Raw genomic sequence first — 15,192 nt, forward strand, 5'->3', positions numbered from 1 at the left:
GTCTCACTTGTGCGGCCGCATGCCTTCGGCCAGCGGGACCAGCACCTCGAGGGCCGGGTCGAGGTTACGCTGTGCCTTGCGCAGTTCCTGCACATAGGCCTGATTGTGACCGCCGTCGAAGTGCACCGCACGGCGCAGATATTCGGTGGCCCCGGCCTTGTCGCCGTACTGCTCGAGGTGCTTGCCGTAGGCGAACAGGATGCGCGGGAACTCCGGATCCATGCCCACCGCCTCGACGTATTTCAGATGCGCCTGCTCATGCTGCCCCATGGCGTCCAGCGACTCGGCCCAGGCCACGAGCGCCTCCGGGTAGATCGGGTCGATCTCGAGGGTCTTCTGGTAGCGCCCGATGGCCTCCTCGTGGCGCCCCTGGTTGGCGAGCGCGTTGCCCCAGCGCATCATCGGCCGCGGGAAGCTCGGGTCCAGCGTCAGAGCCTGCCGGAACTTGACGATCGCTTCCTCGTACTTGCCCTCGCGGCGGAACACGTCGCCCAGCAGGGCGTAGACCCACGGCAGTTCGTTGCGCGGTGCATGGACGAAGCAGTAGTCGATCGCCGCCTTCGTCTCCGGATAGCCGCTCGCCGCGGTCTCCTCGCGGAAGTGGTAGACCGCGACGAGATACGGGTCGATCTTCTGCATCAGACGGATCGCGCCGCGCTTCAGCAGGCCGCTGACGTCGTCGACGCTGCCCTTCTCCGACAGCGCGAAGTCCCAGTATGCCGGGGACTCGCCGAAGACCTTGAGCGTGAGGTCGTCGCCCTTCTTGATGAGCTTGCCCGAGAAGGTATAGGGCAGGAAGCCGAGGGCGACCTGGGTCGAGCGGATCGGTTCGCCGAGCCCGAACCAGTCGCTGAGCGCCTCGACCGAGCGGCCCTGCGCGGTCAGCTCCTTGGTGCGGGTGCCACGGTTCGTTCCCGCCGCCTCGGCGATATCCGAGACGTAGCGCGTGAACTCACCGGCGGCCGCATATCCCGTGTAGCCGGTATCCCAGTCGAAATTCTGCGGCACCGACATCTTCTCGATGATGATCGTGCCCGGATTCACGAAGTACGAGACCGTGAAGAACGCGGCCACCGCCATCACCGGCAGCGACAGGAACCCATCCAACATTTCGACCCCTCCCGAAAGCGCACTTCGTTCCCGCCCCCACCGGGCGGAGTGAAACCAGATCGCTGGTTCCGACAGTAGCCGAAGTTGCTGAAGAACTTAATAACGTGCCGACGCGTGTCCGCGCCGAAGCTAGTGGTGGAAATCAGATATAGGATACCCATGGGTTCCCCTGTCCCGGTGTCTCGGCAGGAGAATGTTCGCCGGAGATGCGGACGCATCGGCAAGGACGCGACGCCCCGAGACGCCGGGACAGGGGACCCTGCGGGCGGCGTACCGAACCCACCGGCGGCGTTGCGCGATGCTCGTGATGCCCCGGCATTACCACGCATCGCGCGCCTGGCCGGATGACCTCGGCACACCGTCCCGTGGGTATCCTATATCTGATTTCCACCACTAGCCTCCGACCCGCTGCCCGAACTCGATCACGGCCCGACCGTCCGGGTCGTAGACGAAAGTCGCCGACTCGAAGAACGAGAACGGAATCTGGATGCCGATCCGCTGGGCGACCAGGAAGTTGATCGCAAGATCCGGCGGCGAGACGGTGCCGACCGCCAGGGTCGCCGGATCGGCACGACCCAGCAGCACGTCCTTGGCATAGACCGCCGCCAGCGCCACCGCGCTCGACTGGTTGACCCCGATCGACAGCAGCGCCGACTCCGGGCCCGGCCGCACCACGTCCGGCAGCATCGACACCACCGGAACCCGTCCGGCGTGCCGGTTGACCTGGGCGATACGCTCGTAGACCGGGGTCGAGCCGGTCACCAGCAACACGCTGCGTTTCAGGTCCGGATCGCTGTCGCGCATCGCGTCGAGACCGGCCGGGACGGCGACGTCCAGCTCCGCCTCGGCGCTGGCGTCGTTCTCCACCGAGATGTCGACCACCGTCAGGCCGAGTTCGCCGGCCGCGTCGTGGAGCGGCTGCGCCTGGGTCTTGATGGCGCTGTCGTTGTCGCGGGAATACAGCACGCCGATGGTGGTCAGGTTCGGCACCAGGCGGCGCAGATAGGCGACCAGCGTGTCGGTCGCCACGTTGATCGACGTGTAGGCGATGTTGGTGCCGCTGCCGGCCTTCGGGTCCGTGACCTGGCCCGACGCCACCGGGTCCTTGGACGCGCTGGTGACCGCCGGAATCTTGTTGCCCCGGTGATGCGCATGCAGATAGGCGGTCGCGACCGACCCCACCGACATGATCAGGTCGACAGGCTGGGCATAGGACCACTCCAGTGCCTCCTGGGCGACGGCATCGTTCTCGTCGTAGAACCAGACCGCGAACCGGACCGGCAGGCCGTGCTGCCGGAACACCTGCAGGATCGTGTTGACCGATGTCGAGTAGGCGATTTCGGAGCGCTTCGGAATCAGCAGCATCACCAGCTTCGCCGTCCTCCGCTGGGCCTCGGGCGCCCAGGAGGGCTCGACGCTGTGCCGCGCGCTATCCCCGGTATCGGTGTTGATCGCATAGTCGTTTCGCGCCGAGGCGTCGTAGTTCAGCCAGTCCAGCACCGGACGTGCCGCCTGGGCGGGAAGCCCACCGACCGACAGCATCGCCGAGACCAGCAACACCCCCGCGATCCAACGACCTGCGTCCATGTCTTGCCTCCTCAGCAGTCGCCCCTCAGAACGGGGCGGTACCCTCGATGGTCAGGCGATGCATCAAGCGCGGCAGGTCCGGCGGCGTGTAGGTCGCCGTATGGATGACCGCCGCGTTGTCCCAGGCCACCACATCGCCCGGCTGCCACCTGAACCGGAGAGTCCGTTCGGGATCGGTCGCGAACTCGCAGAGCCGGTGCAGGAGCGGTACCGCCTCGTCGTCGGGCATGCCCTCGATGCCGACCGTCATCTCGTCGTTGAGGTACAGGGCCTTGCGGCCGGTCACCGGATGGGTCCGCACGATCGGATGCAGGCGATCGGGCTCGCGGTTGCTGCGCTGTGCCGTGGGCGACGGGTTCGCCGCCGCCTCCTCGGCCAGCCGCAGGGCCTTCAGTCGCTCGATTTCGGCGCGCTCGCGTTCGTCGGCCACCCGGTCGCCGGAGAACACGAACTCCTTGCGCTGATAGCGATGGATGGCGCGCCGGCCGTCGATCCGCGCCTTGGTGTCGGCATCCAGCCGTTCGTACGCGTCTGCGGTGTCGACGAACAGCGTGTCGCCGCCGCGGTCCGGGACGGTGACGCCATGCAGCAGCGTGACGCTGCTCGGCTTCTCGGTGAAGGTACTGTCGCTGTGCCAGTGGGTGCCGGCGCCGTCGCGGCCGATCGGCTTGCCGTTCTCGCGGACGTTCGACAGCACGTAGATCTGCGGATGCGTGGGCAGATTGTAGGCACTGATGAAGAACGGTTCGATCCGGCCGAAGGCCTCGGCGAACCGGATGAAGCCGTCCGGGTCGACGTCCTGACCTCGCACGACGATCACCTTGTGACGCCAGAACAGCTCGAGAAGCCGCTCCCGATCGTCCTCGCCGATCGGCCGGGACAGGTCCAGTCCCTTGATCTCGGCGCCGAGAAACCCGGATAGCGGTTCCGCTGTCAGTGTCATCGCGCGACCTTGGGTTCCGAGAAAATCAGACGGGAAGTGACGATATCGTCCACCTGCACCTCCACGCCGGTCAACAGGAAGCGACTGTCGGATGCGGCATCGCGCCAGTCGGCGGCGTCGAGCAGGATCCGAAGCAGCGCCAGGTCGGGCCGAAGGTCGAACTGCGCCGGATCGGCGACCTCACGGGTCAGCGACTGGCGCTCCACCGAGTCGAGATCGCGGTCGTGCCGAAACCGCAGGACGAAATCCTGGCGATCGCCGCGGGACACCTCGTAGGTACTCAGGGCATATCCGGCACGACCGGCCAGGGCATCGATCCGATCCGGCGACAGCACCACCATCTGGCGGAACGCGTCGGCCGCACGCGCCTCGCGATCCGACACCGCGATGCGCTGCCAGAGGCTGTCGAACCAGCGCGTGAACGAAGCCTCGGCCTCGTTCACCCAGTTGCCGACCGCGAGCATGACGTCGCCCACCGTCCCGGCCCGGACCGGGGCGGCGACGCCACCAACGGCCGCTGCGACGAGCATCGCCGCGACCAGAACACCCTTCATGGCCAAGCTCTTCCGTTACCCGTCCCGGGACCGGCCAAGGCCGAGGCGACAGGTAACCGCATTCCGGCTGCCCGTGCAACGCGGGCATTGCGTTCGGGGGCTGTTCGGCCATTATGAATCCAAGGCTGCACCAGGGCGAACGGAGCACATATGGCCAGCGTTCTCGTGGTCGCCACCAGCAAGGGCGGCACCGGCAAGACCACTATCGCGGCGTCCCTCGCGGCCTATTGGCGAGACGACAAGAAGCGTGTCGCCATGCTCGACACGGATCCCAATCAGGCCGCGACCCGCTGGATCCGGAAGGCCGAGAGCTACAAGGACGTCGAATCCCAGGCGACCTCGGACGAGCACGCGATCATCGGCGCCGTTCAGGAACTCGGCGAGCGGGCCGACCTGGTCATCGTAGACACCGCCGGTTTCGGCAATCAGTCGATGATCTACGCGGTCGGAATCGCCGACCTCGTGCTCATCCCGGTCATGTCCGACGAGGCCAGCCTGTTCGAGGCCACCAAGATGAAGAAGGTGATCCAGAGCGCCAGCGCCCTCACCCGGCGCGAGATCGCGTTCCGGACCGTGCTGAACCGTGTGAAGCGGGCCACCGTCGTGCGCCACACCGAGCGCCAGCTCGAATCGCTGGGACTCAATCCGGTCGAGGCCCGCATCGGCGACCGGGCGATCTTCCAGGAGGCGTCGTATCACGGCTCCTCGCCGCAGGAGCTCGATCCCAGGAACAACGCCTCGATGGAGATCCGCCGGCTCGCGCGCGAACTCGAGCCGGCGTTGTTCAAGACCTGAGGAAGCCGGCGCGCTACTGGACGCGCGCCGCCCTCGAGATGATGTAGGCGTCCAGGTCCTCGCGCACGGCGTCGGCCTTCAACCTTGTCTGAACCGTCTCGATCCATCCCTGAGCCAGCGCCCGACGCTCTTCCGGCAGCACGCTGAGGGTGTCGATCGCGACCTGGAAGTCGCCGTTCATGACCGCCTGCTCGGCACGCGCCACGGTCGCCGGCACGCCGTCACCGGTCGGGGCCCCGTCAAGCCGCCAGCGCAGCCGCATGGTCGCCGCCGCGAGGCTGGCCATGGTGTCGGAGACCTGGGCCGCGAGGTTCCCGGTCGCCTGCGGACGCTGCTCGGCCATCAGGATGGTATGGGCGACCTCGTCGAAGCCGTCCTGCAGCTCGGCGACCGTCGGGACGCCGACCTCGGCACTGCCCTCGACGGCCGCGATGACCGGCGCCGCGTCCGGATCGTCCCCGGTGAGCGAGCGGAACAGATTCAAGGTTCCGGCATAGGGCTCGGAGCCCCCGAGCGCCGCCCGAAGATCCTCGGCGACCATCAGGATCCCCGGTAGCTTGGCGGTCTGCACCGCCTGCTCCAGCGACGCCTGCTTCACCGCCATCGACGCCAGCGTCGCCTTGAGCGCGTCGACCTCGCCCTTCATCTCGGCGCGGACCTGGTCGGCCGTCAGCCCCTTGTCGGAACCCGAGCCGTAGACGATCGGCGTCCACTGCGGATAGGTCAGCGCCAGCACGATGCCCACCACGCCGGCGATCAGCCCGGCCAACGCCACGCCACCGCCGGAACTGGCTGGTTCGGCCGCGGGCGGCGGTGCGACGGGCTGCCTGGCAGCGGCCGGCGGGGCGGCCGGAGAGGCCGTCGTTCCGCTCGCGGCCGGGGCATTCACCGGCGCTTCCGGTGCTGCGGCCGCCGCCGGCTTGTCAGATGCGGTCTGCTCCGCGCCCGTGGCCGCCGCCGCCGCGGACGGAGCCGACTTCGCACGCCCCTTCCGGGTGGCACCGGTCGAAGAGGAACGCGAAGAGCGCTTGGTTTCGTCGGCCATGGTGCCTCCGATCTATTGTGGCTGTTCCGGAAGGGTCGACCCGATCATGGGGCCCCACCCATGCGAGTCAAGACGCACGTGCAGCATGGCCGAAAACTAGTGACCGCCATGTGACGCCCGTCGTCTGAAGTACTGAAGAATGGCAAGCGCCACGAGTGCCGCCCAGAAATTCAGCGCGTTCAGCGTGTAGGCGAACAGCGCCGTCATGTAGATCGTCACCGCCTGCGCAAAGAGAAACAGGAATGCCACGCCCAGAAGGCCGGCGGCCAGGTCCAGCCCGCGCAGATAGATCAGCACGCCCACCACGGCCAGAACCAGCAGGCAGCCGACGAAGAGCAGGACCAGGGCCAGTTCCGGCCTGGTATCCGGCGCCTGGGCGATCCAAAGCAGCGGATCGTAGCTGTAGAGTGCCGGGTCCGCGCGGTAGAGCAGAAAGGTCGTCCACGGTACATCCCAGGGCCCGTCGACTTGGAAGATCGAGGCGATCCTGAAGCTCGGACTGTAAGGGTCTGCATACAGGACGATCCAGCCGGTCACCACTCCGGCAAGCAGCGCCGGCACTGTCACCATCGCCACTTGCCAGTATGCACGCAGATGCGGCAGCCGGTGGAACTTCACGAGGGCCACGGTCGCGACCACGGGCAGGCTGATCAACAGGCCACCGACGAGCCCTCGAAGCGCAAGTTCCGCGACCCAGCCGAGCAGTCTGGCGAATTCGCCGTCCACGAGGTCCTCGATCGTGCGTCGCCTGCCCGCATGCGCCGGGCACGCCGGACGTCGCGGGCGACGACGGTTACCTGGTCGCCCCGATCCGGGCGTAGATCCGCTCGGTCAGCGCGTTGAACGCCCGCTCCGTCGCGAGCCGCCGCCTCGCCTCGACGATCCAGCCCTCGAGCAGCACGTCGCTGCGACGGCCGTTCAGGGCGACCGCCTCCTGCAGTGCCAGATCGAGCTGTCCGGCCTCGAGCGCCGCATCGATCGACGCCACCGCCGCGGTGATCTCGCCGATCGGGTCGGCTTCCGGCATCGTCCGGGTCCCGACCAGCACCTCCAGCCACGAACTCATTCGCTGGGTCCAGCTCTGGATGCGGGTCAACGAACTCCCCATCTGGGTGGCCACGAAGGCGAAGTCGCGCCGGAGCCCGGGCAGGGTCGTGACGCCCGCCGACGCGTTCTGCCCCAGTTCCGACAGTGCGGCCAGCGCCTCGGCGTCGTCGCCGATCAGCAGTTCGGCCAGCGACAGCTCCTCCTTGAACGGCGTGTCGCGGTTGAGCGCGAGCCGGAGCTGCGTCATGCCGATCAACGGCAGTTCCATCGACCGGCGCTGCTCGGTGATCGTCTTCGCCTGCTCGGCTATCGGGCCGATCGCGGCCTGCGCCTCGGCCACCCGGCCGGCGAGATCGCCCACCCTGGCGGACGCTTCCGCCATCGCGTCGTCCACCTGCGTCGATAGCGCCGCAACCGTCGCAGCTGTCCGCTCGTTGCCTGCCGCCGCTTCGGCCAGGCGTGGCTCCAGGGCCTCCACCGACTCGCGCAGCCCGGTCAGCGACTGCTCGGCCGCGCCGACCCGGGTCGACAGATCGTCCAGCGACTGCCGGATGCCGTCGAGAGCCGACAGCCGCGTCTCGAGTTCACCGACCTTGCCGTCGACCGCCGCGACCTGTTCCTCGGCGGCTGCGACCCGCTGGTTCTGCTCGGTGCGCAGCAGCAGTTCCCGCGCTGCGCCGGCATCGATGCCGGGAGCGCCCAGGATCCGGTCGAGCGCCGCGGTAAGGCGGTCGACCCGCTGGTCGAGTCCCTGGTAGGTAACCTCCAGGCGCTGCGTGTCCTGGCCCGTGACGAATTCGACCCACTCGGCGCTGATCACCTGCGGGTAGCGCTGCAGAAAGGCACGTGCCTCGTTTCGCAGGCTCGGCGCGGCCAGCGCACCGACCGCGGCCGCCAGCGCGATCAGCGCGAACAGGAATGTCAGGAACGCCGCCGTGCGGCTGCCGCCGGACCCCGCCGACGCCTTGGCCGGCGCCGGCTCGCTGCTGGCGACCGGACGCCCGCCGGCCGGTGCAACCGAGCCGCCCTTGCCGCCGGTATCACCCGAGCCCTTGTCACCGGGGCCCTTGTCACCAGGGCCATCGTCACCACCCGAGCCGCTGCCGCCCGAACCACCACTGCCCGAACCGCCACTGCCCGAACCGCTGCCGCCGGAGCCGCCCAGCTTCGGTTCCGCACGCCCCGATCCGCTGCCCGGATACTGGCTCGCCAGCTTCGACAGCGCGTCCGGATCCACGTTCGGTAACGGTCGGTTCGCCATAACTCGAAATCCCCCTACGCCGGCAGGCTGCCGGCTCTCAGCGCCCTCAGGTCGCCTTGATCGAGTTGTACCAGCGGCGCGATCGGATCACCCATCCGGACCGCTTCGGCCGGACGTCGTTCTCTTCCATGATCGCCTTCACCCTCTGACGGGCTTCGTCCGCCGATACCCGGCCCTTGGTCTTGGCGCGATACATATCGACGGCCTGATCGAACTCCCCCCTCGACAGCCGCCTGCCGCGACTGCGCGCGGACTGGACCAGGATCAGATCGCGGATCTCCGCCTCGGTCGAGCGCTGCAGCGAGAAGCCCTGGTCGTTGACGGTCGACAGCAACACGCCACGGGCTTCTTCCAGGGTCAGGTTGTAACGCGCCATGCCGTCCTGCAGCAGGCGCCGCTCCTCGTCCGCACGGATGAACCCGCCGTTCATGGCCTCGATACGGACCATGTCGGCGAAACGGCGTCGCCCGTCCGTCCCTTGCGGCATCGTGTGGTCCATCGTCTGTATCGCCCGCCCCTTGCTCAGCCGTCAGGCCCGAAGCGACTAGAAACCGCATCGAGCCTGATTTTTCAAGCTATTACCGACGGGAATGGCTCCAGGCTCGAGGCACGGCCTCGGATCTCCCGGATTTCAGCCCGCTCCCGCCGTCAGAACCGGCGGCTCCGCGGTGATCAGCCAATGCGCCGCGACCCCGCCGATGACCGCTCCCGCCATGGTCGCAAGCCCGCCGCCGCCGAGCAAGTCCACCAGAACCGCGCCGCCGGCCGCTCCGAGGGCAATCGCGGCGATCTCGTTGGTGCCCAGCACCACCGTCTTGCCGCCACCGGCAAGGCGGCCCGCCGTGCTGCGCGCGGACGTCACCATGTCCTGCATGGCGGACTGCATGCGCCCGACCATGGCCTGCAGTTCCTCGAGTTGTTCGGGGGTCAGCACCTGTTGGATCCCCGTCGACGGGCTCGTCGGTGCCGCCGCCGACGGCGCCGCGGTCCCACTCTGGGTCTGGGTCTGAGCCTGAGCTCCGACCGCCGAGAGCCAAAGCGCCCCGACCACGAATACAGCGATTCGCCAAACGCGCATCTGCCTCTCCTCTCCGTCGCTTCCCGTTTCGTCCAGCCCTCGCCAACCGGCGTGGCACACCCCGGACGAGCACTATATCGGAATGATGACATTCAGGTTATCGGCACGCCACTGTCTTTATTTCGCGCTGCGGCAATGAGTCCGTGGACGGGATGGCCGTCGGTGCGGTCCGCTGCTACACCATCGTTCACACCGTTCGGGATTCCGGCATGCCGTTCTCGCGTCGTACGAACCGGGTCACGGTTCGCTTGAAAGGCAATGGCACGGTCCTCACGAAGATGCGTGCCGCCTTGCTAGCGCTGCTGATCCTGGCCTGTATAGTGTCGGATACGACAGCCGCCGCGGCGGCGAACCGCACGCTCGACGATCAGGCCGCCGCCTGGGCCGAGGTCGACGCCCGGGTGCTCCTGCGGGCCGCCCCGCGACTGGCCGACGGGGCGCTCGCCCCGACCTTCGAGGCCATGAGCCGGCGGGTCGGCACCTATGCCGACTGGGTCTATGGCTGGTTCTCAAGTCTTCTGGTCGCCTGGGACCTGGCCGCAACCGCTGCGGGAGAAGCCCAGCGCGAGATCTGGGCAGGGCGGGTTCCGGAGGCCGGCATCGTCTACGACCGCCTGACCGCCGAGGTCCAGCAGCATTTCGACGCGACGGTGGTTCACCCGGCCCGTACCGAGGCCGCGATCGCGACCGCCTGGTCGCGCTCCATGACCCGGCTGGCGAGCCTGGACGTCGCATTGGCCGACCGCCGCCGGGAACGGATCGAGCGGACCGCGGCGCTGCTGAATGCCGACCCCGGACCGACGCTGCAGCGGTTCGGGCCGCCGCTGCTCCCGGCGTCCTTCGCCGAGACCGCATCGCCCGACATCTTGCCGCATGCCCTGACCACCGTCGAGGACGGCGCCGGCGGGACCGCCGACCGCGTTCTCGTGCGGTCGCTGCGCCCGCTCGGGACCCGGGCGCTCAGCGTCACCACCCGCCTGTTGCTGGCACCGGTCATCGGCGGGGTGATCGCGGCTCCGGTTGCCGGCGGCAACGGCCTTGTCACCGCGGCGGCCACCCTGGTCACGATCTCGGCCGGCATCTGGGGCGTCGACTACGCGGCGAACCGGCTGGACAGCGCCCTCACCCGCGCGTCGTTCGAACAGGATCTCCGGCGGCTGATCCGCGACGCACACGGCCAGGCGTCCCGGATCACCCGGCAGCAGGCCGAGGCCGCGGTGTGCGCCGCGCTGGCGGTTCCGTCAGCATGCGGGGCGGCCGCTCCGGTTGCAGGCGTCGTACGCGGCGGATAGACTTGCCGTCCCGGCGAACCGGCCGGGTCGACTGCCGACCGCGACGACGACGGACACCGGACGGCCATGGGCAACGTACATACCCTCGATCTCGGTGGCGCACTGGCACGTGTGCTGCTGTGTGTGTTCGTGGTGTTCAGCGCCTACAACGTCAGCGGCTATTCGTATTTCCACTGGGTGACTTCCGACCGGCTGCAGCCGCCGGCCGAGCATGTGTTGCAGATTGCCGTCGCCGGCGCCCTGGGCTTCGCCTTCTACACGATCGGCGATATCACCCGACGATCGCTGCAGAAGGCCGGCGTGCCGCTGGTCTCGACCATGTTCGCGGCGTTCGCCTGGTACCTGGTCGAAGCCGAGTGGGTCGAGCTGCGGACCTTCGAGGACCTGATCACCGCCATCCAGCTGACCGTGGTCGCAATCCTGACCTTCGGCGTCTGCTTCTCGTTCCTGCACTATCGCCTGGGCGGCGTGAAGCAGGTCGAGGAGACCGGCGGCTACTGACCGACCTGCCGCTCCCCGCCTGAGGCGCGCGCCGACTTAGACCGGGCAGCCGCTGGCACCGTCGAACGGCATGGCAGAGGAGTGGTGCTGCAGGATCTGCCCCAGTTCGCCTGCCCCGGCACGGGTCACGACGTAGCTGAAGCGCGACGGCACGACCACCGGGCCGCGGGCCGGATCGGTATAGCGGAACTCGTAGAGGCCGCCGGCGGTCGCGGGATCGGTGCCGTCTATCGCCAAGGTACTGCCGAACCTGACGCTGGCCGACTGCGCGGTCATCAGCCGGTCGAAATAGCTGCGCATCGCCGCCCGGCCGCGCCGCGGATCGGGCGCGGCGGTCGCCAGCAGCAGGGCCTCCGGGGCATAGAGCGCCAGGACGCCGGCGACGTCGCCGGCGTTGAAGGCCGCCGCCCACGCCTGCAGGGTCGCCTCCACCGGTGCCCGCACCGCCGCCGCCGATACGATCGGCAGCGGTGCCTCGGCGGCTTCCTGGGCCGGCGGCGGGACACGGTTGAACCAACGCCGATTGCGAAACACCAGGCCGGTCGGGCTCGCCGAGAGCCCGCGCCGGATCATCAGGTCCTTGACCCGGCTGGCGGCCTGCTCCGGGCCCAGCAACCCACGGGCCCGCGACCTGTACAGTTCGGTCGCCGACCGGAATCCGGCCCGCGATATCCGGCCCGATCGGTCGGCCCGGCTGTGCAGATAGTCCGCAACCGTGTCCTCGACCGCGCTCTCCAGCACCAGGCTGTCGGCGGCCGCGGCATCGAACACCGCGCCGCGCGCATCCTCGTAGCCCAGGCCGTAGCCCGACGTCCCGATCCGCAGCAGCGCGCGCTCCTGCGCGCGGGTCACGAATCCGCCGGTGCCGGCATAGGCATGGATCTGGTCCCGAAAGCTCGCCATCTGGTCGTCCGCCCCTGCTGCCCGCCTCAGAACGTGGTTTCCAGTCGTGCCGAAACGAATTTGAACTCTACCAGGGTCAGGACAGACTGCCAGATCAGCACGAAGGATAACCCCCAGATCAGCGCCTGCGCGATCGACTGGTTGATGTCGACCACGGTCGACTTGGGCTTGTAGCCGAAATACAGCGCGATCCCGGCCGCTCCGACAATCGACGGAATCGCCTTGGCGGCGATCCAGTCGGTCCCGTCCATCAGCAACTGGCCCGGCGGCCACAGGCGCTGGAAGTACTGGTCGCGCCACATATAGGTGGAATCTTCCGGGAAGATGTATGACCACGTGACCATGGCGACCCAGCCGGTCAGGCATTCCGACATCAGCGTGAGGACCACCGACGCGACGGCCGACGCGGTCAGCACGGCGCCGGTCAGATAGATGTCGTGCGGGACGTTCAGGTTCCGCATCGCCTTGATCTGGTCCGAGTAGACCTTGTGCCCGATGTCGGCCCCGATCAGGGCGGTGTTGCGGGTGGCGATCAGCACCGCGGTGGTCAGCGGCGCCAGCACCCGGAGCTCGGCGAACGCCACGCCGGCGAGCGCATCGGAATGGATGATCGGCAGCAGCAGGTCGCGGAACGGCAGATACTGGAAGATGAACCAGGTGGTGACGAAGCCGACGATCACGCTGCCGAGCCCGACGAACAGCAGGGCCGACGGCGAGAAGCACAGCTCCCACAGGTAGCCGGCGAGGAACCGCAGCGTCCAGCCCATGCGCCAGATCGCCGGCGACCGCGTCGGTCCGGCCGCGACCGCCACGGTGGCGCGGTCCGGCGCGATCGGCGCCCCGGCGTCCGGCCCGGCGGCGTCGGGATCCGCCTCGATGGCCTGCAGCTCGCGCTCCAGGCGCAGGGCGTTCGCCGGAAGCTCGACCAGCGCGTGCCGTCGCGGATCGAGCATCAGGACCCGGTCGGCGACGTCGATCAGATGCCGGTAGTGGTGCGCGATGATCACCACCGGCACGCCGATCTCCGTGCTGAGCGACCGGATCAGCTCGGCCAGACGCTTGGATGCCGAGACGTCCAGGCCGGAATTCGGTTCGTCCAGGAACAGCACCGGGTGGTTGCCCAACAGGGTGCGGGCGATCGCGACCCGTTGGCGCTGGCCGCCGCTGCAGTTGTTCACCGGGACGTCACGGTCCACGTCCTTCAGCAGGCCGTCGATCGCCGCGATCAGCGCGCTGCCGACCGCCGCGTTGTGGTCGGCAGCGATCGCCAGGTTCTGGCCGACCGTCAGTTCGTCGAACAGCGCGAAGTTCTGGAACACCACGCCGCCCAAGGTGATCCGCTCGCGCGACATGTCGACCCGGGCCCCGCCAAAGCTGACGTGGCCGGCGATCCGCCAGCCCTCGTCGGCGGCAGAGATCGCCCCGGACAACAGGTTGACCAGGGTCGACTTCCCGGATCCGCTCGGCCCGGCCAGAATCACCACCTCGCCGGCGGCCAGCGAGAAGTTCGCCTCGTGCAGCAGCACCCGCCCATGCGGCTGGGCGATGGTCAGCTTCTCGACGGCGACGACCGGGGTTCCGGCTGCCGGGCGCCCCTCGGGAATACGGCTCATGAACGGATCTCGATCAGGGGCTGGTATCGCGACAACTCGCGCGCCGCAGGCGACCCCTCCTTGACGACCAGGGCCACCAGGCGGCGTCGGTTGAGAAGAATGTAGCGGATCACGCGGACCGCCAGGGTGTCCGGACGGCCGTTGTTCCGTTCCACGATCCGCGAGAACACCGCCATCGACATCGCCGACAGCTCCGATTCCAGGGTCCGCAGCTCGCGCGCGAAACGCGGGTCACCCAGCATCCGGTCGACCAGCGGCTCGAGCCTGGGGTCGGCCAGCAGCGCATCGAGGAACGAGTCCGCCATCATGGCCCCGACCCGCCAGGCACGCTCGTCCTCGGCGATGTCGAACAGGTGCCGCATGATCAGCCGGTGGACCTCCGGGTCGATCAGGACCTCGGCGGCGGCGCGCTCGAGCGGACGGGTGTCAAGCTTGCCCTCGACCACCAGGTCGTGCATGGCGTCCCAGCTTGGCACCACCATCTCGAACACCGCCCGCCGCAGCTTCGGGATGGCGACCGGCAGAACCGCGGCGGCCAGCCGCTCGCCGTCGGACTGGTCGAACATCTCTCGGACCGTCCGCCCGATCAGATGCATCTTCGGGTCCTGCCACATCCGCACATAGGCGTCCTCGACGATCGCCTGCAGCGGCATGCGGTAGTCCGTCACGAAGGCCGGCTGCCCGACCATGGCGACGAACCTGTCGCGCATGACACCGATCAGCCGCTCGCCGAGCCCGGCGATCTCGTCCTTCGAGGCTCCGGGCACCAGCGACCACAGGGCCTTGACGTCGGTCTCCAGCAGGACGACGCGGGAATCCGCATAGGAGATGGTTTCCAGGTCCGGGAACAGCCGCATCTCGACCCGGTCGCCGTCCAGCAGCACCGCCCGGCCGACCGGGATCGCAGTGCCGTCGGGCGCCAGCCGGTAGGCCGGATAGGAGCTCGGGGTCGCCATCCCCTCGGTCCAGCCCGGTCTCGCGAACACCTTCGCGTCGGCCGTATCGAGCAGCGGCGAGCCCCGGAAGCCCCAGATGCCCAGCAACCCGGAAACCACCAGAATCCCGACAGTCAGCAGATATGTCAGCGGTGTTCCGCGGCGCATGGCGGCTACTCCGCGCTCGCCCCGGCGGCGCCGGTCGCCGGGGCGTCAGGTCGAAGGTCCGCCGGCCGGACGCGAGGATCGAAGAACCAGTCCATATGCCCGCCCTTGTCGACGTTCTCGCGGAGGCACACCGGCTCGCGAAGGCTTACCGACACCCAAGAAGAGCGTCGGCCGGCTGCCGGGATAGAGCAGAACCGGTCGCGAGGGCAAGGCCGTCGGTCCGGATCGTCGCATCGCCCGGCATCTCGATCCGCGTCCCGGCGCGGCCGACCCTATGATGCCCACCGGCGGTCCGCGACAGGATTCGTCCCAGCATTCGGTTTTGGCCGCCGCCGACCCATGCTACGATTCTCCCGGGAC

The 15,192-nt window shown here is 68.6% G+C and carries 15 protein-coding genes; 3 read left to right on the plus strand and 12 right to left on the minus strand.

The genetic code is table 11. The features are described from left to right. Nucleotides 1-3: 3 nt before the first annotated feature. From RIC31_RS00780 to RIC31_RS00795, 4 genes are all read right to left on the minus strand, one after another. Complete coding sequence (locus RIC31_RS00780) at nt 4-1,110, minus strand: tetratricopeptide repeat protein (protein ID WP_350100050.1); 1,107 nt, start codon at nt 1,108-1,110, stop codon at nt 4-6. A 393-nt stretch (nt 1,111-1,503) separates the two neighbouring features. Further along, on the minus strand, nt 1,504-2,697 hold the full coding sequence (locus RIC31_RS00785; protein WP_350100052.1) for an ABC transporter substrate binding protein: 1,194 nt from the start codon (nt 2,695-2,697) through the stop codon (nt 1,504-1,506). Nucleotides 2,698-2,722: 25 nt separating this feature from the next. Beyond that, nucleotides 2,723-3,640: a TauD/TfdA dioxygenase family protein gene (locus RIC31_RS00790; RefSeq protein ID WP_350100054.1), complete on the minus strand. Its 918-nt coding sequence runs from the start codon at nt 3,638-3,640 to the stop codon at nt 2,723-2,725. Further along, on the minus strand, nt 3,637-4,194 hold the full coding sequence (locus tag RIC31_RS00795) for a hypothetical protein (RefSeq protein WP_350100056.1): 558 nt from the start codon (nt 4,192-4,194) through the stop codon (nt 3,637-3,639). The genes RIC31_RS00790 and RIC31_RS00795 overlap by 4 nt, the downstream gene beginning before the upstream one ends. A gap of 150 nt (nt 4,195-4,344) precedes the next feature. Here RIC31_RS00795 and RIC31_RS00800 point away from each other — a divergent pair, with 150 nt between their 5' ends. After that, nucleotides 4,345-4,989, plus strand: a complete 645-nt coding sequence (locus tag RIC31_RS00800) for a nucleotide-binding protein (RefSeq protein ID WP_350100058.1) — start codon at nt 4,345-4,347, stop codon at nt 4,987-4,989. 13 nt (nt 4,990-5,002) lie between these two features. On the opposite strand, the gene RIC31_RS00805 is transcribed toward RIC31_RS00800, so the two are convergent. From RIC31_RS00805 to RIC31_RS00825, 5 genes are all read right to left on the minus strand, one after another. Next, nucleotides 5,003-5,758: a COG4223 family protein gene (locus RIC31_RS00805; RefSeq protein WP_350100060.1), complete on the minus strand. Its 756-nt coding sequence runs from the start codon at nt 5,756-5,758 to the stop codon at nt 5,003-5,005. A 372-nt stretch (nt 5,759-6,130) separates the two neighbouring features. Beyond that, nucleotides 6,131-6,760: a hypothetical protein gene (locus RIC31_RS00810; RefSeq protein ID WP_350100062.1), complete on the minus strand. Its 630-nt coding sequence runs from the start codon at nt 6,758-6,760 to the stop codon at nt 6,131-6,133. A 67-nt stretch (nt 6,761-6,827) separates the two neighbouring features. After that, the gene (locus RIC31_RS00815; RefSeq protein ID WP_350100065.1) at nt 6,828-8,342 is read right to left on the minus strand and encodes a COG4223 family protein; all 1,515 of its coding nucleotides are present in this window, start codon (nt 8,340-8,342) and stop codon (nt 6,828-6,830) included. Nucleotides 8,343-8,388: 46 nt separating this feature from the next. After that, nucleotides 8,389-8,841, minus strand: coding sequence for a hypothetical protein (locus tag RIC31_RS00820; protein WP_350100067.1), 453 nt, complete (start codon nt 8,839-8,841; stop codon nt 8,389-8,391). A 132-nt stretch (nt 8,842-8,973) separates the two neighbouring features. Continuing rightward, nucleotides 8,974-9,276 carry a hypothetical protein gene (locus tag RIC31_RS00825; RefSeq protein ID WP_350100068.1) on the minus strand — a complete coding sequence of 101 codons (303 nt, stop codon included), beginning with the start codon at nt 9,274-9,276 and terminating at the stop codon, nt 8,974-8,976. Nucleotides 9,277-9,710: 434 nt separating this feature from the next. Here RIC31_RS00825 and RIC31_RS00830 point away from each other — a divergent pair, with 434 nt between their 5' ends. Continuing rightward, a complete protein-coding gene (locus RIC31_RS00830; RefSeq protein WP_350100070.1) occupies nt 9,711-10,712 on the plus strand; it encodes a hypothetical protein in 1,002 nt (333 codons plus the stop codon). Between the two features lie 66 nt (nt 10,713-10,778). Further along, nucleotides 10,779-11,213 (plus strand): DUF6524 family protein, encoded by a 435-nt coding sequence (locus RIC31_RS00835; RefSeq protein ID WP_350100072.1) that lies wholly within the window; start codon nt 10,779-10,781, stop codon nt 11,211-11,213. A gap of 36 nt (nt 11,214-11,249) precedes the next feature. Here the strand turns inward: RIC31_RS00835 and RIC31_RS00840 are convergent, their stop codons facing one another. From RIC31_RS00840 to RIC31_RS00850, 3 genes are read right to left on the minus strand one after another with little or no spacing between them, the layout of a single operon-like run. Next, the gene (locus RIC31_RS00840; RefSeq protein WP_350100074.1) at nt 11,250-12,116 is read right to left on the minus strand and encodes a nuclear transport factor 2 family protein; all 867 of its coding nucleotides are present in this window, start codon (nt 12,114-12,116) and stop codon (nt 11,250-11,252) included. A gap of 26 nt (nt 12,117-12,142) precedes the next feature. Next, on the minus strand, nt 12,143-13,729 hold the full coding sequence (locus RIC31_RS00845) for an ATP-binding cassette domain-containing protein (RefSeq protein WP_350100076.1): 1,587 nt from the start codon (nt 13,727-13,729) through the stop codon (nt 12,143-12,145). Then, on the minus strand, nt 13,726-14,832 hold the full coding sequence (locus RIC31_RS00850; RefSeq protein WP_350100078.1) for a hypothetical protein: 1,107 nt from the start codon (nt 14,830-14,832) through the stop codon (nt 13,726-13,728). Before RIC31_RS00850 ends, RIC31_RS00845 begins: the two co-directional genes overlap by 4 nt. Between the last annotated feature and the right edge of the window lie 360 nt (nt 14,833-15,192).

This window comes from Thalassobaculum sp., assembly GCF_040219615.1.
In the GTDB taxonomy this organism is placed as follows: Bacteria; Pseudomonadota; Alphaproteobacteria; order Thalassobaculales; family Thalassobaculaceae; genus Thalassobaculum_A.